The 23,563-nt window shown below is 65.0% G+C and carries 28 protein-coding genes; 15 read left to right on the forward strand and 13 right to left on the reverse strand.

Annotated elements, in window-relative coordinates; genetic code table 11:
• Positions 1-36: 36 nt before the first annotated feature.
• From VSX60_RS01320 to coxB, 7 genes are all read right to left on the reverse strand, one after another.
• A complete protein-coding gene (locus tag VSX60_RS01320; protein ID WP_327622319.1) occupies positions 37-423 on the reverse strand; it encodes a DUF983 domain-containing protein in 387 nt (128 codons plus the stop codon).
• Positions 424-517: 94 nt separating this feature from the next.
• A complete protein-coding gene (locus VSX60_RS01325; RefSeq protein ID WP_327622320.1) occupies positions 518-1,396 on the reverse strand; it encodes a cytochrome c oxidase subunit 3 in 879 nt (292 codons plus the stop codon).
• A 117-nt stretch (positions 1,397-1,513) separates the two neighbouring features.
• Positions 1,514-2,137 (reverse strand): cytochrome c oxidase assembly protein, encoded by a 624-nt coding sequence (locus VSX60_RS01330; RefSeq protein WP_442873033.1) that lies wholly within the window; start codon positions 2,135-2,137, stop codon positions 1,514-1,516.
• Between the two features lie 5 nt (positions 2,138-2,142).
• The gene (locus tag VSX60_RS01335; protein ID WP_327622322.1) at positions 2,143-2,277 is read right to left on the reverse strand and encodes a protoheme IX farnesyltransferase; all 135 of its coding nucleotides are present in this window, start codon (positions 2,275-2,277) and stop codon (positions 2,143-2,145) included.
• Position 2,278: 1 nt separating this feature from the next.
• Positions 2,279-3,223, reverse strand: coding sequence for a heme o synthase (locus tag VSX60_RS01340; protein ID WP_442872836.1), 945 nt, complete (start codon positions 3,221-3,223; stop codon positions 2,279-2,281).
• Positions 3,224-3,358: 135 nt separating this feature from the next.
• Positions 3,359-4,960 (reverse strand): cytochrome c oxidase subunit I, encoded by a 1,602-nt coding sequence (ctaD, locus tag VSX60_RS01345; protein ID WP_327622323.1) that lies wholly within the window; start codon positions 4,958-4,960, stop codon positions 3,359-3,361.
• Between the two features lie 29 nt (positions 4,961-4,989).
• Positions 4,990-5,901: a cytochrome c oxidase subunit II gene (gene coxB, locus VSX60_RS01350; protein WP_327622324.1), complete on the reverse strand. Its 912-nt coding sequence runs from the start codon at positions 5,899-5,901 to the stop codon at positions 4,990-4,992.
• A gap of 373 nt (positions 5,902-6,274) precedes the next feature.
• Between coxB and VSX60_RS01355 the strand changes: the two genes are divergently transcribed.
• From VSX60_RS01355 to VSX60_RS01365, 3 genes are all read left to right on the forward strand, one after another.
• Entirely contained in the window at positions 6,275-6,793 is a 519-nt protein-coding gene (locus VSX60_RS01355) for an invasion associated locus B family protein (RefSeq protein WP_442873029.1), read from the forward strand.
• 112 nt (positions 6,794-6,905) lie between these two features.
• Positions 6,906-8,321: a metalloprotease TldD gene (tldD, locus tag VSX60_RS01360; protein ID WP_327622325.1), complete on the forward strand. Its 1,416-nt coding sequence runs from the start codon at positions 6,906-6,908 to the stop codon at positions 8,319-8,321.
• Positions 8,318-9,025: an NAD-dependent deacylase gene (locus VSX60_RS01365; RefSeq protein WP_327622327.1), complete on the forward strand. Its 708-nt coding sequence runs from the start codon at positions 8,318-8,320 to the stop codon at positions 9,023-9,025. Before tldD ends, VSX60_RS01365 begins: the two co-directional genes overlap by 4 nt.
• Positions 9,026-9,079: 54 nt before the next feature.
• Here the strand turns inward: VSX60_RS01365 and pdxH are convergent, their stop codons facing one another.
• Entirely contained in the window at positions 9,080-9,700 is a 621-nt protein-coding gene (gene pdxH, locus VSX60_RS01370; protein ID WP_327622328.1) for a pyridoxamine 5'-phosphate oxidase, read from the reverse strand.
• A 70-nt stretch (positions 9,701-9,770) separates the two neighbouring features.
• On the opposite strand from pdxH, the gene VSX60_RS01375 reads away from it, so the two are divergent.
• The 4 genes from VSX60_RS01375 (at position 9,771) to VSX60_RS01390 (ending at position 12,866) form a co-directional block, all read left to right on the forward strand.
• Positions 9,771-10,199 (forward strand): RT0821/Lpp0805 family surface protein, encoded by a 429-nt coding sequence (locus VSX60_RS01375; RefSeq protein ID WP_327622329.1) that lies wholly within the window; start codon positions 9,771-9,773, stop codon positions 10,197-10,199.
• A gap of 127 nt (positions 10,200-10,326) precedes the next feature.
• Positions 10,327-11,292 (forward strand): DnaJ C-terminal domain-containing protein, encoded by a 966-nt coding sequence (locus VSX60_RS01380; RefSeq protein WP_327622330.1) that lies wholly within the window; start codon positions 10,327-10,329, stop codon positions 11,290-11,292.
• Positions 11,293-11,429: 137 nt separating this feature from the next.
• On the forward strand, positions 11,430-12,254 hold the full coding sequence (gene fabI / locus VSX60_RS01385; RefSeq protein WP_327622331.1) for an enoyl-ACP reductase FabI: 825 nt from the start codon (positions 11,430-11,432) through the stop codon (positions 12,252-12,254).
• A gap of 18 nt (positions 12,255-12,272) precedes the next feature.
• On the forward strand, positions 12,273-12,866 hold the full coding sequence (locus tag VSX60_RS01390; protein ID WP_327622332.1) for a histidine phosphatase family protein: 594 nt from the start codon (positions 12,273-12,275) through the stop codon (positions 12,864-12,866).
• Positions 12,867-12,878: 12 nt separating this feature from the next.
• Here the strand turns inward: VSX60_RS01390 and VSX60_RS01395 are convergent, their stop codons facing one another.
• Positions 12,879-13,286 carry a DUF1344 domain-containing protein gene (locus VSX60_RS01395; protein WP_327622333.1) on the reverse strand — a complete coding sequence of 136 codons (408 nt, stop codon included), beginning with the start codon at positions 13,284-13,286 and terminating at the stop codon, positions 12,879-12,881.
• 68 nt (positions 13,287-13,354) lie between these two features.
• Between VSX60_RS01395 and aroC the strand changes: the two genes are divergently transcribed.
• The 4 genes from aroC to VSX60_RS01415 are packed head-to-tail and all read left to right on the forward strand — an operon-like array spanning position 13,355 to position 16,598.
• Complete coding sequence (aroC, locus tag VSX60_RS01400; RefSeq protein WP_327622334.1) at positions 13,355-14,449, forward strand: chorismate synthase; 1,095 nt, start codon at positions 13,355-13,357, stop codon at positions 14,447-14,449.
• Between the two features lie 4 nt (positions 14,450-14,453).
• Positions 14,454-15,326, forward strand: coding sequence for an FG-GAP repeat domain-containing protein (locus VSX60_RS01405; protein WP_327622335.1), 873 nt, complete (start codon positions 14,454-14,456; stop codon positions 15,324-15,326).
• 31 nt (positions 15,327-15,357) lie between these two features.
• The gene (locus tag VSX60_RS01410; RefSeq protein ID WP_327622336.1) at positions 15,358-16,284 is read left to right on the forward strand and encodes a histone deacetylase family protein; all 927 of its coding nucleotides are present in this window, start codon (positions 15,358-15,360) and stop codon (positions 16,282-16,284) included.
• 41 nt (positions 16,285-16,325) lie between these two features.
• The gene (locus tag VSX60_RS01415) at positions 16,326-16,598 is read left to right on the forward strand and encodes an exodeoxyribonuclease VII small subunit (RefSeq protein WP_327622337.1); all 273 of its coding nucleotides are present in this window, start codon (positions 16,326-16,328) and stop codon (positions 16,596-16,598) included.
• A gap of 29 nt (positions 16,599-16,627) precedes the next feature.
• Here VSX60_RS01415 and VSX60_RS01420 read toward each other — a convergent pair whose 3' ends face one another.
• On the reverse strand, positions 16,628-17,215 hold the full coding sequence (locus VSX60_RS01420) for a hypothetical protein (RefSeq protein WP_327622338.1): 588 nt from the start codon (positions 17,213-17,215) through the stop codon (positions 16,628-16,630).
• Between the two features lie 210 nt (positions 17,216-17,425).
• On the opposite strand from VSX60_RS01420, the gene dxs reads away from it, so the two are divergent.
• The gene (dxs, locus tag VSX60_RS01425) at positions 17,426-19,342 is read left to right on the forward strand and encodes a 1-deoxy-D-xylulose-5-phosphate synthase (RefSeq protein ID WP_327622339.1); all 1,917 of its coding nucleotides are present in this window, start codon (positions 17,426-17,428) and stop codon (positions 19,340-19,342) included.
• An 84-nt stretch (positions 19,343-19,426) separates the two neighbouring features.
• Here the strand turns inward: dxs and VSX60_RS01430 are convergent, their stop codons facing one another.
• Positions 19,427-19,666: a BrnA antitoxin family protein gene (locus tag VSX60_RS01430; protein ID WP_327622340.1), complete on the reverse strand. Its 240-nt coding sequence runs from the start codon at positions 19,664-19,666 to the stop codon at positions 19,427-19,429.
• Complete coding sequence (locus VSX60_RS01435) at positions 19,632-19,943, reverse strand: BrnT family toxin (RefSeq protein ID WP_327622341.1); 312 nt, start codon at positions 19,941-19,943, stop codon at positions 19,632-19,634. Before VSX60_RS01435 ends, VSX60_RS01430 begins: the two co-directional genes overlap by 35 nt.
• 147 nt (positions 19,944-20,090) lie before the next feature.
• On the opposite strand from VSX60_RS01435, the gene VSX60_RS01440 reads away from it, so the two are divergent.
• The 3 genes from VSX60_RS01440 to VSX60_RS01450 all read left to right on the forward strand — a co-directional run bounded on the left by VSX60_RS01440 (position 20,091) and on the right by VSX60_RS01450 (position 22,796).
• Positions 20,091-20,855, forward strand: a complete 765-nt coding sequence (locus VSX60_RS01440) for a TlyA family RNA methyltransferase (RefSeq protein WP_327622342.1) — start codon at positions 20,091-20,093, stop codon at positions 20,853-20,855.
• Entirely contained in the window at positions 20,852-22,078 is a 1,227-nt protein-coding gene (locus VSX60_RS01445) for a class I SAM-dependent RNA methyltransferase (protein ID WP_327622343.1), read from the forward strand. Before VSX60_RS01440 ends, VSX60_RS01445 begins: the two co-directional genes overlap by 4 nt.
• An 85-nt stretch (positions 22,079-22,163) precedes the next feature.
• Entirely contained in the window at positions 22,164-22,796 is a 633-nt protein-coding gene (locus tag VSX60_RS01450; RefSeq protein WP_327622344.1) for a DedA family protein, read from the forward strand.
• A gap of 19 nt (positions 22,797-22,815) precedes the next feature.
• Here the strand turns inward: VSX60_RS01450 and VSX60_RS01455 are convergent, their stop codons facing one another.
• Complete coding sequence (locus tag VSX60_RS01455) at positions 22,816-23,556, reverse strand: crotonase/enoyl-CoA hydratase family protein (protein WP_327622346.1); 741 nt, start codon at positions 23,554-23,556, stop codon at positions 22,816-22,818.
• Positions 23,557-23,563: the final 7 nt, after the last annotated feature.

The following is a 23,563-nucleotide window of genomic DNA, read 5'->3' on the forward strand; positions in this document are numbered from 1 at the left end:
GCGGCATCCGTGGCGGCGGAGCTCACGGGCGCGATATCACCGGTCAAGGTCGAGACGGCCTTCCGATGCTCGATGCTTGTATTGCAACGCGATCATCAGTCCCTTGAGACTGCGCAGGAGCGGCAGGCTGAGGATCAGCGTCAGCGGCAGCCAGAGCAGGAAATGCACCCACAAGGGCGGGCCCACCGTGACCTCTAGCCAGAGGGCCAGTCCGACGACGATAAAGCCGATGATCAGGATGACGAACACCGCCGGCCCATCGCCGCTGTCGATGAAGGCGTAGTCCAGATCGCAATTGGTACAGCGTGGCGCGACGGTCAAAAAACCCGAAAACAATCGCCCCTCGCCGCAGCGGGGACAGCGCCCCCGCAGCCCGGCCTTGGCCGGATCGGCCGGCGTATGCGGCGCCCTGTCTTGGCTCATCGGTTTGCGGTCTCCCAAAAATGGCAGAGGCGGCTGCTTGCGCGCCGCCTCTTCCATAAACCATCGGCTCGCCGTCGACCGGCCGAGACAGGCTTCAGCCTTCGGCGATCGTCGCGCCCCAGCTGCCCCAGATATAGATGCAGAAGAACAGGAACAGCCAGACGACGTCGACGAAGTGCCAGTACCAGGCGGCGGCCTCGAAGCCGAAATGCTTCTGGGGGGTAAACTGCCCCTTCATCGCCCGGATCAGGCAGACGGTCAGGAAGATCGTCCCGATGATGACGTGGAAGCCGTGGAAGCCGGTCGCCATGAAGAAGGTCGAACCGTAGATCGACCCGGCAAAGGCAAACGGCGCGTGGGCGTATTCGTAGAACTGGACGTAGGAGAAGATGACGCCGAGGATGATGGTCAGCGCCAGCCCCCAGACCAGGCCCTTGCGGTCGTTATGCAGCAGGGCATGGTGCGCCCAGGTGACCGTCGTGCCCGACAAGAGCAGGGTGATCGTATTGAACAGCGGCAGGTGCAGCGGATCGAGCACGTCGATGCCGACCGGCGGCCATTGCCCGCCCAGGACTTCCGCCCGCATTGGCTGAACGGCTTCGCCGGGAAACAGGCTGGCGTCGAAGAACGCCCAGAACCAAGCGGCGAAGAACATCACCTCGGAGGCGATGAACATGATCATGCCGTAGCGCAGATGCAGCGACACCACCCGCGTATGGGCGCCCTCGCGGCCCTCCTTGATGGTGTCCGACCACCATGCATACATCACGTAAAGAACGATCGCCAAACCGAGGAAGAACAGCCAGGGACCAGCGAGATCCAGGCCGAAGACCACAAACTGGTTGCCGGCGGCGCCACGCATGAAGCCGACGAGGCCGAACAGCATGACGAACGCGCCGATCGAGCCGATGAACGGCCACGGGCTCGGATCGATGATATGGTAGTCGTGGTGCTTGGCGTGCGTGTCTGCCATTACGGGTCCCCGGTCTGATCCTCTATGCCCGGCGATCTGCCTATCGGAGATCGCGAGCCAATTCCAGCTTCACTCTTGCCTGCCGCGCGCGTCCGATATCCCGGTCGCTCGCGGGTCTCACAGTTTGTTCGTCGTGTCCGTGCTCGTCCCGGTTTGCGGCGCCGCCGCAACCGACTCATCGGGATCGTCGACCCTGAAGAACGTGTAGGACAAGGTAATTCCCGGCGCATTCTTCAATTCGTCCGCTTCCAGCATGTCCGGATCGACGTAAAAGACGATCGGCATGTCCAGCTCTTCCCCCGGCTGGAGCGTCTGGTTATCAAAACAGAAGCAGGCGATCTTGTTGAAATAGACCCCGGCGGCGTTGGGCGTGACGTTGAACGTTGCCTGTCCCGTGACCGCCCGGTCAGAATTGTTCTTCACATGAAAGCTGGTCTCGCGCGTCTCACCGAGTTTCACCGTGACCTGCCGGTCGTTTGGCTGGAACGTCCAGGGAAGGTCGCCGTCGACGTTGCCGTCGAAGCGCACGATCACCGTCCGGTCGATAACGCGGCTCGAACCGGCCTCCGCCCGCTGTGTGGTGCCACCATAGCCGGTGACCTGACAGAACAGCTGGTAGAGCGGCACGGAGGCATAGGCGGCGCCGACCATGCCGACGGCGAAGGCCGCGCAGGCAACGGCGATGACGATGCCCTTGCGGCCGGCTGTGCGGGGCGCCGGCTTTCCCGCGTCACGCTCCATCCCGCTCATGACGCCATCTTCGCGATCGAGACGACGTAGAAGATGACGACGAGCGCCACGAGGACGACCCCGATCGCGATCGACCGGTGCCGTTGCGCCCGCTGTTCCGCCTCGGTGAGCCTTACGCGATCCTCTTCCACATCAGGCTCCGATCATGGTCGACACAGGCCGCAAAAGCGCCTCCGCGAGAAGAATCACGAACAGGCCGAACAGATAAAGGATGGAAAAGGCGAATAACCGCTTGGCCGGAATCATCTTCGGATCGCCGTCGGCCATGCGCAGCGTCGCATAGGCATGACGAAGAAAGTTCGCCCCCAGCAGAACGGAGGCAATTCCGTAGACCGGCCCGGCGAAGCCCAGGAGCCAAGGCGCAACGCCGACCGGTACAAGAACCAGTGAGTAGATGAAAATCTGGATTCGCGTCGTGCGTTCGCCGGCGACATTCGGCAGCATCGGCACGCCGGCGTTGTCATAGTCTTTCAGCTTGAACAGCGCCAGCGCCCAGAAGTGCGGCGGCGTCCACAGGAAGATGATGAGAAAGAGAACGATGCTCTCGACCGCGACGCCGCCCGTGACGGCGGCCCAGCCGATCATCGGCGGGAAGGCTCCCGCCGCGCCGCCGATGACGATGTTTTGCGGCGTCGAGCGCTTCAGCCACATGGTGTAGACGACGGCGTAAAAGAAGATCGTGAAGGCGAGCAGCCCAGCTGCGAACCAGTTCGAGGCGAGACCGAGCAGCGAAACCGCCAGCAAAGACAGCCCGAGCCCGAAGGCCAGTGCCGTCTCCGGCTCGACACGCCCGGCCGGGATCGGCCGCTTCGCCGTGCGCGTCATGACGCGGTCGATGTCCGCGTCATACCACATGTTGAGCGCGCCCGAAGCGCCCGCGCCGATCGCGATCGACAGGATCGAGATAACCGCGAGCGTCGGATGCAAAGAGCCAGGGGCCAGCGCGAGGCCGGTGATCGCGGTGAGAACCACCAGCGACATGACCCGGGGCTTGAGTAGCGCCAGGAAGTCACGCGGCTCGGCAAGGCTCACGCCGTTGGAGCGCACCTCGCTGTTGGTGGGGCCGAGAAGCGTCAAGTCGAACCTCGAACTCGTCCATCTGACCGGTGTCCGGTCGCATTGGGCGCCCTCCCGAATGGGAAGGCCCCGAATATTGGCGCGCCCGGCCGGAAGACCGTAGCGCATTTACGGTGCGGCGTCAGCCGCCGTGTCTCACTTCACGCGCGGCAGCTCTTCCCACTGGTGGTAGGGCGGCGGCGAGGACAGCTGCCATTCGAGCGACGTCGCACCCGCACCCCAGGGATTGGGGCCGGCGATCCGCTTTTTGGCGAAAGCTTCCCAAATTCCATAGAGGAAGATCGCGACGCCCACGGCCGAGATGTAGGAGCCCATCGACGACACGAAGTTCCAGCCCGCGAACGCCTCCGGGTAGTCGGCGTAACGACGTGGCATGCCGGCCGCGCCGAGGAAGTGCTGCGGAAAGAACAGAATGTTGACGCCGACGAAAGTCGTCCAGAAGTGAATCTTGCCGATCATCTCGTTGTACATGTAGCCCGACATTTTTGGGAACCAGTAGTACCAGGCCCCAAAGATGGCGAAGACCGCGCCCAGCGACAGCACGTAGTGGAAGTGGGCGACGACGTAATAGGTGTCGTGCAGCACGCGGTCCAGGCCGGCATTGGCCAGCTTGACGCCGGTGACGCCGCCGACGGTGAACAGGAAAATAAAGCCGAGGGCCCAAAGCATCGGCGTCTTGAACGACAGCGAACCGCCCCACATCGTCGCGATCCACGAGAAGATCTTGATGCCTGTCGGCACCGCGATGACCATGGTGGCGAACACGAAATAACGCTGCGTGTTGAGCGAGATGCCGGTCGTATACATGTGGTGCGCCCACACAACGAAGCCGACGACGCCGATCGCGACCATGGCGTAGGCCATTCCGAGATAGCCGAAAACCGGCTTCTTGGAGAAGGTCGAGATGATGTGGCTGACGATGCCGAAACCGGGCAGGATCAGGATGTAGACCTCCGGATGTCCGAAGAACCAGAACAGATGCTGGTACAGGATCGGATCGCCGCCGCCCGATGGATCGAAGAAGGTCGTACCGAAATTGCGATCGGTCAGCAGCATGGTGATCGCGCCGGCAAGCACTGGCAGCGACAACAGCAGCAGGAAGGCAGTCACCAGCACCGACCAGGCGAACAGCGGCATCTTGTGCAGGGTCATGCCCGGCGCGCGCATGTTGAGGATGGTGGTGATGAAGTTGATGGCGCCGAGGATCGACGAGGCGCCGGCAATATGCAGCGAGAAGATCGCGAGATCGACGGCCGGGCCGGGGTGACCGGATGTCGACAACGGCGGATACAGGGTCCAGCCGGTGCCGGCTCCGTTGGAACCGGGAGCTCCCTCGACAAACATCGACAGAATCAGTAGCGGGAAGGAAACGGCGAGCAGCCAGAACGAGATGTTGTTCAACCGCGGAAAGGCCATGTCCGGCGCGCCGATCATGATCGGCACCATCCAGTTGGCGAAACCGCCGATCAGCGCCGGCATGACCATGAAGAAGATCATGATCAGGCCATGCCCGGTGGTGAACACGTTGTAGAGCTGCGGATCGCCGAAGATCTGCAAGCCGGGCTCCTGGAGCTCCATGCGCATCGCAACGGAGAGGCCACCGCCGATGATGCCCGCACAGATCGCGAAGATCAGGTAGAGCGTCCCGATGTCCTTGTGATTCGTCGAATAGACCCAGCGCGTCCAGCCGGACGGCTTGTGAGCGTCATGGGCGTCGTGGGTGGCGCCATAGGCCATTGTCGATCTCCCTCAAACCCTGTTGGTGTTCAGCGACCGGCAACGGCGATGCCGTCCGCGGAGTCGATCTCCGCGGTCAGCTGCGCGTTGGCGTTCTCCAGATCCTGCGAAGCAGCGGCATACCAGCTGGCGAACTGCTCCTTCGAAACGACCCGGATGGCGATCGGCATATTGTAGTGAGCCTGGCCGCAGAGCTCCGAGCACTGGCCGTAGAAGATGCCCTCCCGCTGCGCCTCGAACCAGGATTCGTTCAGGCGACCGGGAACCGCATCGACCTTGACGCCCATCGACGGCATCGCGAAGGCGTGAATGACGTCAGCCGACGTCGACAGCAGGCGAATCACCGTATCGACGGGAACGACCACCTCGTTGTCGACCGCCAAGAGATGGGGATAGGTCCCCTTGTCCTGCTTGCCGGCGCCATCGCGATCTTCCTCCAGCAGAGGATAGGATTCATACGAGACCGTCTCGGCCTGCGCCTGCGCGGTGCCATCCGCCGGCTGATATTCGTAACCCCAATACCACTGATAGCCGGTCGCCTTGATGGTCAGTTCCGGCTCGCTTGGCGGATTGTACTGCGCCGTCAGCAGCTGGAAGGACGGGATCGCCAGGAACAGGAGGATGATCACCGGCGCGACGGTCCAGACGACCTCGATCAGCGTATTGTGGCTGGTGCGGGACGGGACCGGATTGCGGCTTTCGCGGAAGCGGTAGATGCACCACCCCAAAAGCGCCGCAACGATGATGGTGATCGGGATGACGAAGGCCAGCGCGTACCAGTTGAACCATTGAATCTGGCTCTCGATAGGCGACATGGCGTCCTGAAGCAGGATCTGCCAGGGATGCGGCTGTCCGGGAAGCAGGTCCGCTTCCTGCGCGATGGCAGCCCCGGCCGTCGAAAGAAACGCCGTTGCAGCAAAGATCGATCGTCTCACTCGCATTGTCTCCTGTCGCGCTCGCGTCAGTCCCTGATCCGGAACGGATACTGCTTGGAACCAGCGAACGCCAGCACCAAAACATATGATAATCCGAATATGTCCGGTAGCCCAGTGCTTCAAACCACGAAACCCGGTTTTCCGCAACATCTTAGAACGGCCATCCACTTGCGACATATTCGCGATGCCGCGGGCATAATCCGAGCAACATCAGTCGCTAGCGAGGCTTTGTGCGAAAGGACGGTGCTCGCGCGACGCGCGTTTTATGCGATTATCCCCGCGCTATGGACATCCGCCTCGCCGGCAAGCGGCATCGCCGGTAACCAATTATTTGCCATAGAAGCGGCAAATGAGAAGCAAGCCTGATTCGGATTTTACGATGACACATGCCTTTCTGCCGCGACTCGCGGCCCTCGTCCTGATGGCCGCCGCAGCCGCGGCGCAGCCCGCCGCGGCGCAATCCGGCGCCACCGGAACGGTCAAGTCCCAGCACGGGGCGTGGGCCATCGTCTGCGATCAGCCGGCCGGCGCCTCCGGCGAACAATGCGCCCTGCTTCAAAACGTCGTGGCCGAAGACCGCCCCGAAGTCGGCCTGTCGATCGTCGCGCTGAAGACCGCGGACCAGCAGGCGCGCATCCTGCGCGTGCTCGCCCCGCTCGGCATTCTTCTGCCCAACGGCCTCGGATTGTATGTCGACGGCAACGACATCGGCAGAGCGCAGTTCGTGCGCTGCTTCCAGGACGGATGCTTCGCTGAGGTGGTTCTCGCCGACGACCTGCTGGAAACCTTGTCCAGCGGCAAGATGGCGACCTTCATCGTCTTCCAGACGCCAGAACAGGGCATCGGTATCCCGGTAGACCTCGACGGCTTCAAGGACGGCTTCGCCGCCCTGCCGTGATCGCGGCGAACGCCGGCCGGAGCCGCGCGGCTGTCTCGTGCCCCCAGCCGTTGGCATACGGCCCACCCGCTCTTATGTCGTGGCTCTGAATCTTTCGACCGAGGAGCCTGCCATGACCGCGTCGCTGATCGAGCGCTTCGACATTTCCAGAGCCGAGATCGACACCATCCTTGGCGAAGCGCTCCAAGGCGCGGACGATGGCGAACTGTTCCTTGAATATCGCGAATCGGAATCGCTGGTGTTCGACAATGGCCGCCTCAAGGCCGGCAATTTTTCGACCGACCAGGGCTTCGGCTTGCGCGCCGTCGCCGGCGATGCCGTCGGCTACGCCCATGCGGGTGACTTTTCCGACGCCGCCCTGAAACGTGCGGCACAAGCCGTCACCGCCGTGAAAACCGGCCATCACGGGACCTATGCCGAGCCGCCCGCCGGCACCAATCGCAAGCTCTATGGCGACGAGAACCCGATCCCCTCGCCGGGATTCGAGGCGAAGATCAAGCTTCTCCAGGACATCGACGCCTATGTGCGGGCCAAGGGCGAGGATGTGCGCCAGGTTTCGGTGACGCTCGGCTCGCAATGGCAGACGGTCGAAATCCTGCGCGCCGACGGACGGCTGGCCAAGGACGTGCGACCGCTGGTGCGGATCAATGTTTCGGTGGTCTGCGGCAAGGATGACCGGCAGGAATCGGGCTCGTTCGGCGCCGGAGGACGGACTGGCTTCGGCGAGTTTTTTGTCACCGAAAACTGGCAGCATATCGCCGACGAGGCGCTGCGCCAGGCCCGGGTCAATCTCAGCGCCGTTCCCGCCCCCGCCGGCACTTTCGACATCGTGCTCGGGTCCGGCTGGCCGGGCGTCATGCTGCACGAGGCGGTAGGCCACGGACTGGAGGGCGATTTCAACCGCAAGAAGACCTCCGCCTTTGCCGGCCTGATGGGCAGCCAGGTGGCGGCCAAGGGGGTCACCGTCGTCGATGACGGCACCATCGCCGAGCGGCGCGGCTCGCTGACGATCGACGACGAAGGCACGCCGACGAACCGGACCGTGCTGATCGAGGACGGCAAGCTGGTCGGCTACATGCAGGACCGCCAGAACGCCCGGCTGATGGGGATGGCCGCCACCGGCAACGGTCGGCGCCAGTCCTACGCCCATTCGCCGATGCCGCGTATGACCAACACCATGATGCTGGAGGGGTCGCACACGCCGCAGGAGATAATCGCCTCGGTCAAGGACGGCATTTATGCCGTCTCCTTCGGTGGTGGCCAGGTCGACATCACCAGCGGCAAATTTGTCTTCGGCTGCACCGAGGCCTACCGGATCCGCGATGGCAAGGTCGAGGAGCCGGTAAAAGGCGCGATGCTGATCGGCAATGGACCGGAGGCGATGCACCGGGTGTCGATGATCGGCAACGACGTCGCCCTCGATACCGGGATTGGCATGTGCGGCAAGAACGGCCAGGGCGTGCCCGTCGGCGTCGGCCAGCCGCATCTGCGCATGGACCAGGTAACGGTCGGTGGCACCGAGGCGTGAGACGCCCCGGTTCGATCGTTATCCTGACGGGCGCTGGAATCTCGGCCGAATCCGGCGTCGACACCTTCCGCGACAAGGGCGGGATCTGGTCGCGGGTGAAGCTGGAGGACGTGGCGACGCCAGAGGGCTTTTCCCGCGATCCGGCGATGGTCCACGCGTTCTACAATGCTCGCCGCGCGGGGCTTGCCGCGATCGAGCCCAATGCGGCCCACCACGCCCTCGCCAAGCTGGAACGTGTCCATGACGGCGCCGTCACGCTGGTCACGCAGAATATCGACGATCTGCACGAACGCGCCGGCTCGCGAAACATCGTCCATATGCATGGCGAACTCACCAAGGCGTTCTGCGCGGCCTGCGGAACCCACTCATTGGCGGACGGTGATTTGAGCGCCGACCTGGTCTGCACCGCCTGCGGGCATGCCGGCCGCATGCGCCCGGACGTCGTCTGGTTCGGCGAGATTCCCTATCACATGGACGACATCTACAAGCGCCTTCTGGCCGCCGATCTTTTCGTCTCCATCGGCACCAGCGGCGCGGTCTATCCGGCGGCGGGCTTCGTCGCCGAGGCGCGCGCCGCCGGAATCCGAACCCTGGAACTCAATCTCGAGCCGTCGGACGGCACGCCGCTTTTCGACGAGGCCCGTCACGGCAAGGCAAGCGTCCTGGTGCCCGCGTTCGTTACAGAAATCCTCGCCGGGATCTGACGCGCCAGCCGCCTTGGCCTGAAGCCAGCCTCCACGCCGATCAGGCAGCCGCCGTTATGGATACACGCGTTCGACAGTCCAGGGCGCACCTGGCTCCGTTCGCCGGAAGATCGCCCGATCGTGCAAGCGAAACTGGCCATCCTGCCAAAACTCGATCTGGACCGGCACCAGACGAAATCCCGACCAACGGGCCGGCCGCGGGATGTCACCATCGCCATACTGTTCGCCCAATTCGGCGACACGCTTCTCCAGGACCGCGCGGTTATCGAGCGGCCGCGACTGGTCCGACGCCCAGGCCCCGACCCGGCTGCCCCGCGGCCGCTCGGCAAAATAGGCATCGGCTTCGTCGTCGCTGACGATCTCGACCGGCCCGCGCAGCCGAACCTGCCGGCGTAGCGACTTCCAATGGAAGCACATGGCGGCCTTGCGGCTGGCGAGAATCTGCCGACCCTTATCGCTCTCGAAATTGGTGTAGACGACGAAGCCCCGTTCATCGAACCCCTTCAGGAGCATCATCCTGACATCGGGCAGCCCGTGTTCGTCGACGCTCGCCAGCGCGGTCGCGCCCGGATCGTTCGACTCGCTCTCTCCAGCGGCGTCGAGCCAGGTGGAAAACAGGGCAAACGGATCGTCGCCGACAGGCGTTTCACCAAGGGTTAATAGTTCCTTCGCCATATTGGACCTGTCTTACCTTTCCGGAACACCTTGCCGAATCGCGCGCGGCAACCTTAGACATAAAAGATTGATGGCACTGTTCAAAACTCTTTCAATGATCGCTCTTCTACTCGGCCTCGGCGGATGCGTCGTGTCGGGACCGGGACTTGGCGACATGGTGGATAACAGCTTCATCACCGGCTCGATCGCGCCGGCCGTCGACGCCGCGCCGACCCAGGTGGCCGCACAGCCGGACCAGGTCTCGGACCGGCGCACCGTGCGCAACGCCGTCTCCGCTGCCGATATCGAGGGCGCCGGCGGGCGCTACGCCTGGGCCAACCCGCAGACCGGTGCCAACGGCGTCATCACGGCGCTGCAGGAAGTGCGCGCGGGACGGCAGATCTGCCGCAAATTCCAGACCTCCCGCCAGCGCTTCGACGGCATCGCCCTCTACAATGGCGAGGCCTGCACGGTCGGGGAAGGCGAATGGGCTCTCGTGCGGTTCGACGAAAATCGCTGATCCGCCTTCGTCAGCCTACGCTCCGCCCTTAAATTTCCAACCTCCTGCCTACATATAGGCTTTCGGCGCGGCCCGGCCGCTGTCCCTCGTTCAACATCCGTCCGCATCGTGAAGGACCCATTGCCTCATGCGCGATCCTTACGCCGCTCTTGGCGTCGCAAAATCCGCGAGCGAGAAGGACATCAAGTCGGCCTTCCGCAAGCTCGCCAAGCAGTACCACCCTGATGCCAACGCGAAGGATCCGACCGCCGCGGCGCGTTTCAACGAAGCCAACCAGGCTTACGAGATTCTCGGTGACAAGGAGAAGCGGGCGCAATTCGACCGCGGCGAGATCGATGCGGAAGGCAAGCCGAAATTCCAGGGCTTCTCCGGATTTGGCGGGGGCGCGGGCGGCAGTCCGTTCGCCGGACGGCGCGCCGGTCAGCCGGGAGGCTTTGAATTCCGCTCCACGGGTCGGGCGGAGGATTTCGGCGAGGAGAGCACGTTCTCCGACTTCTTCGAACAGGCTTTTCGCGGCGCGGGCGCCGGCAGGGGGGGGGATCGCGCCGGGTTTTCTGCGGCACGCGAGGCAGCGGCCAAGGCACCCGACATCAAGGCCAACCTCAGGGTGCGGCTCGCCGACATCGTCTCGAACGAAAAGGTCGAGGCCATCTTCCCGAACGGGAAACGGCTGGCGATCCGGCTTCCCGATGGCGTCGAGGACGGACAGGTTATCCGGCTGAAGGGACAGGGCCAGCCGGCGGCCTATCCGGGCGGCGCGGCCGGAGACGCGCTCGTGACCATCAATTTCGCCGCGCATCCGCGCTTTCGAGTCGAGGGGCACGATCTCGTCCACGATCTGCCGGTTCCGCTGAAGACGGCGGTGCTCGGCGGCAAGGTCGAGGTCGAGACGCTGGACGGGCGGATCGCCTTGTCGATCCCGGCCTGGACCGATTCCGGCAAGACCTTCCGCCTTCGCGGCAAGGGCCTGACCGCCAAATCCGGCGGCCGGGGGGACCTTCTCGCCACCGTTCAGGTCATGTTGCCGAGCGGCGATCACGAGCTCGAGGACTTGCTGAGACAGCGGGCCGAGAGCGAGAACGCGGCCGGATGACCGGGCGCCTTGCCATGCCTCTGTCAACCTCGTGCGCAGGGATGCGCGGGAGGGCCGCGCTTGATGGCCGGGCGGGCCTATGTCATACCCGCCGCCGCAAAACTATCGCTCGCCGAGACATCTGAAGGAACAACGCCATGGCCCAGTCGACCGGTCTGATGGACGGCAAACGCGGCCTCGTCATGGGTGTTGCGAACAACCGCTCGATCGCCTGGGGTATCGCCAAGGCCCTTGCCGCGCAGGGAGCCGAGATCGCGCTGACCTATCAGGGCGACGCCCTGAAGAAGCGGGTCGGACCGCTCGCCGACGAGATCGGCGCGGTTCTTGCCGGACATTGCGACGTGACCGACGAGACGACGATCGACGCGGTCTTCGCCGATGTCGAACAGCGCTGGGGCAAGATCGATTTCCTCGTCCACGCCATCGCCTTTTCCGACAAGGACGAGCTGACCGGACGTTATGTCGAGACGTCTCGGGAAAACTTCCGCAAGACGATGGACATATCGGTCTATTCCCTGACGGCCGTCGCGGCGCGAGCGGAGAAGCTGCTGGTCGATGGCGGATCGATCCTGACGCTGACCTATTACGGCGCCGAGAAGGTGATGCCGCACTACAACGTCATGGGCGTCGCCAAGGCCGCTCTCGAGGCATCCGTTCGCTATCTCGCCGTCGATCTCGGCAAGCAGGCGATCCGGGTCAACGCCATCTCGGCCGGGCCGATCAAGACGCTGGCCGCCTCCGGCATTGGCGACTTCCGCTACATTCTCAAGTGGAACGAGTACAATTCGCCGCTCAAGCGCACCGTGACCACCGACGAGGTCGGTCAGTCGGCACTGTATCTCTTGTCCGACATGTCGCGCGGCGTCACCGGGGAAGTCCATCATGTCGATTGCGGTTACCACACCGTCGGCATGAAGGCGGTGGACGCGCCTGATATCTCGGTGGTGAAGGATCTTCCGTAGGCGGCATCCCGGCTCACCATGACGCTCCCGAACCTTTATCTCTGCCGCCATGGCCAGACGGACTGGAACGCCGAAGGCCGCCTGCAAGGCCAGGAGGACATCCCGCTCAACGAGCTCGGCCGGGCGCAGGCGAAGCGCAATGGCCGCTATCTGCGCAGCGTCCTCGGTGACGGCGCAGGGGAATTTCGCTTTCTGTCGAGCCCGCTCTCGCGCGCCACCGAGACGATGCGGATCATTCGCACCGAACTCGGCTTGGCCGAGAGCGATTTTACAACCGACGCGCGCTTGGTCGAATTGCATTTCGGAGACTGGCAAGGATCGACCATCAAGGAAGTGCGCGCCCGGGACCCCGAGGGCATCGCGGCGCGCAAGGCCGACAAATGGAACTTCGTGCCGCCCGGCCCCGATGCGGAATCATATGCGATGCTCGCAGAGCGCGTGCGGCCGGTCTTCGAAGACTTGGGCGAGCCGACCATCGTCACCGCTCATGGCGGCGTCACTCGCAGCTTTCTGCGCTGTTACGACAACCTGGGCGCCGACGAGGCGTCGCATATCGGCATTCCGCAGGACCGCATCCTGCATTACCGGGACGCGATCGTCAGCTGGGTTTGATATCGCTCCGGGTCAGCCGGCATCCACCAGACGCAAATTGTCGGCCTCGTCGAAGATCAGCACGACGTTCATACCCGGCCGGACCGCTTCATAGTCGAAATGATCCGGCAGATCGTAAATCAGTCCGTCGCTTAATTTCAGCTGCGCCCGGTCGCGATCGATCGATTCGATCGTGCCGTCGACCTCCTCCGCTAACGAGGGGATCGTCATCGCCACTGTCAGGAAGGACGTTGCGAAAAATGCAAGAATTTTTCTGGTCACCAGCTTGCCCTCGTTCCGATGTGCGTGCGTCTGCGACCCGTCTCGGTCGCGGCACTCGCCGGCCGCCCCTGAAGCAGCTTGCCGACAAGGACGGAAGTTCGCGCCGGATTGTGTCAATTCTCGTACCGTCCGGTTACGTTTGATGTCGATCGGTTGCATTTGACGGAGTTGGTTAAGCTACCGTAATCGAACCAGCCCCCTACTCTCTCTTCTCCTGGCGGAGTTTCATGTCTCACAACAGTTTCGGTCACCTGTTCCGCGTCACCACCTGGGGCGAAAGCCACGGTATCGCGATCGGCTGCGTCGTCGATGGCACCCCGCCAGGAATCCGCTTTTCGGAAGCCGACATCCAGGCGTTTCTGGACAAGCGCCGCCCGGGCCAGTCCCGCTATACGACCCAGCGCCAGGAGCCGGATCAGGTGCGCGTTCTGTCCGGCGTCATGCCGGGCGACAGCGAGGGCGAACTGGTCTCGACCGGCACCCCGATCGCGCTTGAAATCCAGAATGTCGACCAGCGCTCGAAGGATTATTCCGACATCGCCCGGCGCTACCGCCCCGGCCATGCCGACATCACCTACGACATGAAATACGGCGTCCGCGACTATCGCGGCGGCGGTCGCTCCTCGGCCCGCGAGACCGCGACGCGGGTCGCGGCCGGCGCCATCGCGCGGCGCATCGTGCCCGGTCTCGTGGTGCGGGCGGCGCTGGTGCAGATCGGCACCATCGCCCTCGACCGCGAGCGCTGGGACTGGGCCGAGATCGATCGCAATCCCTTCTTCTGCCCGGACGCGGAAACCGCCGAACGCTGGGCAACGCATCTCGACGCAATCCGCAAGCAGGGCTCATCGGTCGGCGCGGTCGTCGAAGTGGTCGCCGAAGGCGTGCCAGCCGGGCTCGGCGCGCCGATCTACGGCAAGCTGGACAGCGACATCGCCGCCAACCTCATGTCGATCAACGCGGTCAAGGGTGTCGAAATCGGTGACGGCTTTACGGCCGCGACGTTGAGCGGCGAGGACAATGCCGATGAAATCCGCATCGGCGCCGACGGCCAGCCGCAATTCCTGTCCAACCACGCCGGCGGCGTTCTCGGCGGCATCTCTACCGGCCAGCCGGTGGTGGCGCGCTTCGCCGTCAAGCCGACCTCGTCGATCCTGACGCCGAAGCGCTCGATCAACGCCGATGGCGAGGAAGTCGACGTCATGACCAAGGGCCGCCACGACCCTTGTGTCGGCATCCGCGCGGTCCCGATCGGCGAGGCCATGGTCGCCTGTGCGATCGCCGACCACTATCTGCGCCATCGCGGCCAGACCGGACGCGGGTAAGCGGATGCGCAAGGACGTGCCCGCCACGGAATCGCGCGGTTGTGCCTGGCTCACAGCCTGCCTGTCGAGCGCCGTCCTGTTCGCCGCGACGCTGTCGCCCTTGCCGGCGGCCGAGCGCCTTCCCGACGGCGAGAACGCCACGTCGGCCAGCGGCGATATCGCGGCCGCCTGGTTCGCCCGCCCGACCACGCGCTATGCCCACGGGATTCTCGGCGACGCGATCGAGGCTGGCTCGCTGGTTGCAAAGACGCGCGACGGTCGGACGATCGAAGCGGTTCTTCCCGAGACCCAGGTCTTCGAGGATCTGACGCCGCGCCTTATCGATCTCGACGGTGACGGCCGCAACGAGATCGTCGCCATCCGCTCCGATGTCGCCAAGGGAGCCGCTCTGGCCGTCTACGGGCTGGCCGGTGGGCAACTGGTCGAGCGCGCCGCGATCCCGCCGATCGGCCGGCCGAGCCGCTGGCTGAACGTCGCGGCGCTTGCCGATCTTAACGGCGACGGCCGACGGGACATCGCCATCGTGAAGACGCCGCATATCGGCGGGACATTGGAAATCTACGCCTGGCAAGACGGCACGTTGCGCTTACGCGCCAGCCGATCCGGCTACAGCAACCATGTCATCGGCTCGCGCGATCTCGATCTGGCGGAGGTCGTGAGCCTCAAGGGCGCGCCGGCGTTGATCCTGCCGAATGCCGCGCGCGCGGCGCTGGAGGTCGTGCGGGTCGGGCCGGAAACGATCACGCCCGTCGCCAGCATCGCGCTTGCGTCGCGGGCGGTCGGACGCCTTCGGCTCAGCGCCGACGGCGAGTCGGTCGAGGTTCGAACCGAAGACGGCAGAACGGTGCGAATCAGCCTGACGCAGGTAGAGAATTGATCCGCAGGACAAAGGCGCTAGCTCGTAGGCCATGACAACCCGACTCTATCACCATCCGATCTTCGTCGAGCACCTCACCGGCTCGGGTCATCCCGAGCGGCCGGACCGCATGAAGGCGGTCGCCGCCGCCTTGGAAGACGAAGCGTTCCAGCATCTCGACCGGGTCGAGGCGCCCGAGGGAACGCTGGAGGCGATCTATCGCTGCCACCCGGAAGCCTTCGTCCGCAAGATCGCGACGGCGATCCCGGATGACGGCCTGGCGCGCATCGACGGCGATACCATCGTCAGCCCGAAGAGTTTTTCCGCCGCGTTCCATGCCGTCGGTGCCGCCATGGCCGGCGTCGACGACGTGATGTCGGGAGCGGCCGACAACGTCTTCGTCGCCTCGCGGCCGCCGGGTCACCACGCTGAAAGCAGCACCGCAATGGGCTTCTGCCTGTTCAACCAGGCCGCCATCGCCGCCCGCCATGCCCAGGCAACGCATGGCCTCGAACGCGTCGCCATCGTCGACTGGGACGTCCATCACGGCAACGGCTCCCAGGAAATCTTCTGGTCGGACCCATCGGTTCTGTATTGTTCGACCCACCAGATGCCGCTCTATCCGGGCACCGGCGCCAAGAACGAAACCGGCGCCGGTAACATCGTCAACGCGCCCCTGTCGGCCGGCGACGGCGGGCCGGCGTTCCGCGAGGCGTTCGCGTCGCGCATCCTGCCGGCGCTTGAGGCGTTCCAGCCCGATCTCATCATCATCTCGGCCGGCTTCGACGCGCATCGCCGCGATCCGCTGGCCAATCTCATGCTCGAGGACACTGATTTCGACCAGGCGACGGCGGAACTGATGGCGATCGCCGACACCTATTGCGGCGGCCGGGTTGTGAGCCTCCTGGAAGGCGGCTACGACCTCGAAGGGCTCGCGGTCTCGACCGCCGCCCACGTCAAGCGCCTGATGACCGGCTGACGCCGCACACTAGCCCGACCAGACTGAAAGACGCCAACGCCATGACAGACATCGACGAGGCGGCCCTTCCGGCCGACGATTCCGACATCAAGCGCATGAGCTTCGAGGACGCCCTCGCGGCGCTGGAGCGGATCGTCTCGGATCTCGAACGCGGCGATGTACCGCTGGACCGCTCGATCCGCATCTACGAACGCGGCGAGAAGCTCAAGAACCATTGCGACCGGCTGTTGTCGGCGGCCGAGGACAAGGTCGAAAAGATCAAGCTGAACCGGCAGGGCAAGCCGGTGGGGACGGAGCCGCTCGACCCGGGCTGAGAGGTCCTCGTACCCAGGTGCGGGTCATTTTATTGCGAAAGCAGCGCGCGCAAGCGTTCGCGGTCGTCAACGCCGCCCAGTTCTCGGATCGCCTCATCAATCCGTCGCGCCACAATGTAGCTCGCGATCGCTCCTTCCCCAGGAGATTTCCCGGCCGCGGCAACAAAGCGTTCGGCGAAGGGCGCAAGTTCGTTTCCCGCCGCGGCCCGCAAGAATGCGCCAGCCGTTATTCCGTCCGGATCCAACGGGCCAACCATGGCCGCGCCCGTGGCCTTGGCCACGTCATCCAACCCGGCTTCGACTGGCAGTAGTGCGGCAATGACGTCCGGCGCCGCGTTCGCGATATCGGCCAGTTCGCCAGCCCGAACCGGGACGAGATAGACGTCGAGTCCGCCCAGATGTCCGTCCGACTCCTCGTCGGCGTGGCCGTCACGCTCGTCGGCCGCGAGCAAGAAGGCCGCGACGATCTCGGATCGGGCAGTGTCGGGCGTATCCGGCTGCACGATCAGAACGGTCGTGAAGCTATGACCCCGTGCCGGCGAGACGAGGCCGCCCACGAGCGCAAGCGAGCCCAGCACCAGGGGGAGTGTAAGGAGTCGGATCAGTCCGGTCAGCATGGCGAATCTCCTGATAATCGGGTAAATGATGAGGCTATTGGAAATGCCGGCTTGGCGAAATTGCTAGATGCGCTGCGTGGGCTCGTCAGCCGGCCACCGGCTTTTGCCGCGGTCCGTTTGCGCCTCAGCGCTTGAATGGCGCAGGCTGGAACCAATTTAAACTGGAGACGCGCCGTTCCAGCGCAACGATACGACCGGCGAGGTGACGAAGTGCCCAACGAGTTGACGACACCGCTGCTCGACCAGATTCACTCCCCGGCCGACCTTCGCCGGTTCGAGGAGAGCGAGCTGCGGCAGATCGCCGACGAGTTGCGGGCCGATCTGATCGACGCCGTCTCCAAGACCGGCGGGCATCTCGGCGCGGGCCTCGGCGTCGTCGAACTGACCGTCGCGCTCCATTACGTCTTCAACACCCCGGACGACCGGCTGATCTGGGATGTCGGCCACCAGGCCTATCCGCACAAGATCCTCACCGGCCGGCGCGAACGCATGCGCACGGTGCGCCAGGAAGGCGGCCTGTCGGGCTTCGCCAAGCGCACCGAGAGCGAATACGACCCGTTCGGCGCCGGCCACTCCTCGACCTCGATCTCGGCCGGCCTCGGCATGGCGGTGGCACGCGACCTGTCCGGCGGCACCAACAACGTGGTGGCGGTGATCGGCGACGGCGCGATGAGCGCCGGCATGGCCTATGAGGCGATGAACAACGCCGGCGCGCTTGACGCGCGTCTCATCGTCATCCTCAACGACAACGACATGTCGATCGCCCCGCCGACCGGCGCGATGAGCGCGTATCTGGCGCGGCTGGTTTCGGGCAAGACCTATCGGACCCTGCGCAACCGGGCGAAATCGCTGAGCCAGCATTTGCCGGAATTCATGCGCGAGGGCGCCCGCAAGACCGAGGAATACACCCGCGGCTTCTTTACCGGCGGCACCTTGTTCGAGGAACTCGGCTTTTACTATGTCGGGCCGATCGACGGCCACGATCTCGACCACCTCTTGCCGGTGCTCAAGAACGTCCGCGACGTCCAGACCGGGCCGATCCTCGTCCATGTCGTCACCCGCAAGGGCAAGGGCTACGGACCGGCGGAGGATTCCGACGACAAATATCACGGCGTATCCAAATTCGACGTCATCACCGGCGCCCAGGCCAAGGCCAAGGCCAACGCGCCGAGCTACACCAGCGTCTTCGCCGAAACGCTGATCCAGGAGGCCCACGACGACGACAAGATCGTCGCCGTTCATGCCGCCATGCCCGACGGCACCGGCCTCGACAAATTCGGCGCGGTGTTTCCGGCCCGCACCTTCGACGTCGGCATCGCCGAGCAGCACGCCGTCACCTTCTGCGCCGGGCTCGCCAGCGAGGGCTACAAGCCGTTCGCGGCGATCTATTCCACCTTCCTGCAGCGCGCCTACGACCAGATCGTCCATGACGTCGCGATCCAGAAGCTGCCCGTGCGCTTCGCCATCGACCGCGCCGGCTATGTCGGCGCCGACGGGCCGACCCACGCGGGCGCCTTCGACACAGGCTTTTTATGCCCCCTGCCCGGCATGGTGGTGATGGCCGCCGCCGACGAGGCGGAACTGCGCCACATGGTCCGCACCGCCGCGCTGTACGACGACGGGCCGATCTCCTTCCGCTATCCGCGCGGCAACGGCACCGGCGTCGACCTGCCCGAGCGCGGCGAAGCGCTCGCCATCGGCCAGGGCCGCATCGTCAAGGAGGGCAGCAAGGTGGCGATCCTCTCCTTCGGCAGCCGGCTCGCCGACAGCGTCGCCGCGGCCGAGGAACTGGATACGTTCGGCCTGTCGACGACCGTCGCCGACGCCCGCTTCGCCAAGCCCCTCGACGCCGATCTGATCGCGCGCCTCGCCCGCGATCACGAGGTGCTGATCTTGGTCGAGGAAGGGGCGAGCGGCGGCTTTGCCACCCAGGTGCTGCAGCATATGGCCGTGCGCGGCCTCATCGACCACGGGCTCAAGGTCCGGCCACTGGTGATGCCGGACCGTTTCGTCGACCACGCCGCGCCGGAAGCGATGGTCAAATCCGCCGCTCTCGACCGCAAGGGCATCGTCGACGCCGTTTTCCGGGCGCTGGGGACGGAAGCGGAGCGGGTGCTGAAGGCTTGAGGGCCAAGCTGCCGCTGAAAAGCGGTCGCGCAATCTGACAGGACAGGCCCGGGGATATCCCTTCCCCGCGAGGCGAGGTCCGCCTTAGCGGTTGTTCGTCAGAGTGCGAGCATAGGTCTCCAAAACGGCGTTCATGCGTGTCTGGTAGCCCTTCCCCTGCGCTTTATAGACATCGAGGACGGACTTCTTGACCCGCAAGGTGACCGGCTGCGTCAAGTCCGGCTCGACCAGCCGAGCCTTGCTCCAGAACGCGTCGTCGAGTTCGGGAATATCGCTGGTGTCGATGTCTTCATCCTTCACCGCCGCCAGATCGGCCGCGGTCATTTCCTTCTCGTATCGCTTCTTCATAGCGGTGCCTTTCTCCGCGCTTCGCAGGACGCGCGGAAATGATACGGATGTTGCCGTCGCGATCGGTATGAACCACCGTCAGGAAAGTCGCGCCGCCAATTCGTCCGATGCTGATCTCTCGCGTTTCGCCGTAGTCGCGGCGGTCATCGATGACCGAAAATACAACGCCCTCGAAAATCCGGCTGGCGGTCGCGAAGCTCACGCCATGCTTTTCGATATTGGCCTGATTTTTCGTCTCGTCCCATTCGAACATGCCACATTATTGTTAGTACATATTGTACGTACATTTCAAGATTTTACTTGCACCTCTTGCCGAAGCGATCATTCTCGCCAGGCTCCCACTCCGCTCGCCGTCCAATCGTCGCTTGCCATTTGACCGCGCGGGCCGCATGACCTGCCGATGGCCTCCACCGAAGAACAGCATCTGTCGCGCGTGCGGCTCGACACTCTCGTTTCCGACCGCGGGCTCGCGGCAAGCCGGGCGCGCGCCCGCGACGCGATCCTGCGCGGCCACGTCAAGGTCGACGGGCACGTCGTTACCAAGCCGAGCCTCAACGTGCCGCCCGAAAGCGAGATCACCCTCGACGACCCGGCCGCCGATTACGTCTCGCGCGCCGGGCTGAAGCTGGAAGCGGCGCTCGACCATTTCGCGTTCCCCGTCGAAGGCCGCACCGCGCTCGATCTCGGCGCCTCGACCGGCGGTTTCACCGAGGCGCTGCTCAGGCGCGACGCGGCGCATGTGGTGGCCATCGACGTCGGCCACGGGCAGATGCATCCGCGCGTCGGCGCCGACAGCCGCGTCACCGTGATCGAGGGGCTCAACGCCCGCGACCTCACCCGCCTCGACCTCAACGGCCACCGCTTCGATCTGCTCGTCGCCGACGTCAGCTTCATCTCGCTGCGGCTCGCCTTGCCGCCGGCGCTGGAACTGGCCGAGCCGGGGACATCGGCGGTGATCCTGGTCAAGCCGCAATTCGAGGCCGGCCGCGAGGCGATCGCCAAGAACGGCCTCTTACGCGATCCGGATAGCGCGCCGGCCGTCGCCGAGGCGCTTCGCGACTGGCTGGCCGCGCAGCCCGGTTGGCGCGTGATCGGCCTCATCCCCTCGCCGATCGCCGGCGGCGACGGCAACCACGAATTCCTGCTCGCGGCGGAAAAGCCATGAGCGAGCGCGTCACCATCGATCGCCTCGGTGCACAGGGCGACGGCATCGCCGAGACCGGGGCCGGTTCGATCTTCGTGCCGTTCACGCTTCCCGGTGAGACGGTCGAGATCGCCGCCATGGGACCGCGTGCGGAAGCAGCGGCGATCATCGCGGCCTCGCCGCATCGCCAGACGCCGCCCTGCCCGCATTTCGGTACTTGCGGCGGCTGCGACCTGCAACATGCCGACGACGCCTTCTATCGCGCCTTCAAGCGCGATCTCGTCGTCGAGGCGCTGGGCCGCGCCGAGGTCACGGCCGATGTCGGCGACCTCGTCCCCTGCCCGCCGGCGTCGCGGCGGCGCGTGGCCTTTTCCGCCGTTCGCGCCGGCAACCAAGTCATGCTCGGTTTCAATGCCGCGCATTCCAACCGCATCGTGCCGATCGCCGTCTGCCCGATCGCCCTGCCGGAAATCGAGCGCGCCTTGCCGGCCCTGCAAAAGCTGGCTGCGATCCTGGTCGACCGCAAGCGGCCCCTGAAGTTGACCGTGACCGCGACGCTGACCGGCCTCGACGTCGCGATTGCCGACGCGGCGAAACTGTCGGAGCCAATGCGCCGGCAGGCGGTGTCGCTGGCGCTGGGCGAAGGTTTTGCGCGGCTGTCGGTCAGCGGCGAGACGCTGGTGGTGACGCAACCGCCGACCATGGACTTCGGCGGTGTGACGGTCGAATTGCCAGCGGGCGCCTTCGTCCAGGCCGTCGCGGCGGCCGAGGCGACGATGGCGTCGCTGGTGCTATCGCATCTGGCCGGGGCCAAGCGCGTTGCCGACCTCTTCGCCGGCTGCGGAACCTTTGCCCTGCGTCTGGCGCCGCAAGCCACCGTTCACGCGGTCGAGGCCGAAGCGCCGCAGCTCGCCGCGCTCCTCGCCGCCTGGCGCTCGCGGCCCGGCCTGAAGCCGCTGACGACCGAACGGCGCGATCTCTTCCGCCGCCCGATCCCGGCGAAGGAGCTCAAACCCTATGACGGCGTGGTCTACGACCCGCCGCGCGCCGGGGCGGAGGGTCTTGCGCGCGAGCTCGCGGCCTCGACGGTCGGGCGGATCGCCGCGGTCTCGTGCAATCCGGCGACGCTCGCCCGCGATCTCAAAATCCTCACCGACGGCGGCTACCGCGTGACATCGGTGACGCCGATCGACCAGTTCTTATGGTCGCGGCATGTGGAGGTCGTCGCGCTTTTGGAGCGCTGAGCCGGGCGGTGGCGGCGCGAGGCTTGCCGTCATGGGCCATTCGTGCGAGCCAGCGTGGCATCGCAAGTCATGAGACGCCGACGCCTTGACCGAATTTCTCATCCAGTACGGCTACGGGTTCATCTTCGTCGTCGTCCTGCTTGAATCGACCGGCCTGCCGCTTCCCGGCGAAAGCCTGATCGTCGCCGCCGGCATGCTGTCGGGGGAAGGCTCCTTCAACATTCTCGCGGTGCTGATCGCGGCCTTTTCCGGTTCGATCGTCGGCGACAATCTCGGCTATCTCGTCGGGCGCCGCTACGGCCGCAAGATCGTGGTGCGGTGGGGCGCGCATTTCGGCCTCGGCGAGAAGCGTTTCGCCATGGTCGAGGAGCGCTTCCAGACCTATGGCTTCGCCGTCGTTCTCGTGGCGCGTTTCGTGATCATCCTGCGGCAGCTCAACGGCTTTGTCGCGGGCACCATGCGGATGAACTGGCCGGTCTTCCTGTTCTACAACTGCATCAGCGCGGCGCTCTGGGCCGGCGCCTACGGTCTCGGCGCCTATGTCTTCGGCACCGCGTTCCGGCATTTCTTCGCCGAATTCGGCACGTGGCCGATTATCCTGATTGCCGGCGGCGTCTGCCTCGTCGGTGTCGTCGGCACCTATCGCTTCCTGTTCAACGACGCGGATAACGAGGGCGGCAAGGCCGAGGAGCCGACCGCCCCCGACTCGCGTGGCTGACCCGCTGGGGGACGCCCCTCTACCGCGCCATGAACGCCCGAAACGCAGCCTTGGCCTCGTCGGAGGTCATTCGCTCGGAAAAATGTTCGACTTCCAGATCGATGCGCTCGACGATGTCCTCGCGCTGGCCGCGCAGCAGTTCGCGCGCGATCCGGAGCGCCTTCGGCGGCTTGGCCGCGAGCCGCAGGGCGGCATCCCGCGCCCCGGCCTCCACGTCCCCTTCGACGATTTCGTAGACGAGCCCCGCCTCGCGCGCGGCCGCCGCGTCGAAGGTGTCTCCGAGCACCAGCAAGGCGAAGGCGCGCTGGTCGCCCATCAGCTTCGGCGCGATCAGGGTGGAGCCCGCCTCCGGCGTGATGCCGAGGTCGAGAAACGGCGTCCTGAAGATCGAGCCGGGCGAACAATAGGCCAGGTCGCAATGCATCAGGATCGTCGTGCCGATGCCGATGGCGAGCCCGTCGACGACGGCGACCAGCGGCTTGGAAAAGGTCGCGATAGCCCGCAGGAAATCGTGGACCTCACCATGGCGTGTGCCGCCCTCGGCGATGGCGATGAAATCCTTGATGTCGTTGCCGGCGGTAAAGGCGCCGGAGCCGCCGCACAGCAGCACCGCCCGGACGGCATCGTCGTTCCTGGCCGCTTCCAAAGCATCCGCCATCGCCCGGTACATGTCGCGGGTGATGGCGTTCTTCTTTTCCGGCCGGTTCATGCGGATGGTGAGGACGCCGGACTGGGTGCCGGTCTGAATGAATTCGCTCATGATGGGA

This window comes from Aurantimonas sp. A3-2-R12, from assembly GCF_036016755.1.
GTDB lineage: Bacteria > Pseudomonadota > Alphaproteobacteria > Rhizobiales > Rhizobiaceae > Aurantimonas > Aurantimonas coralicida_A.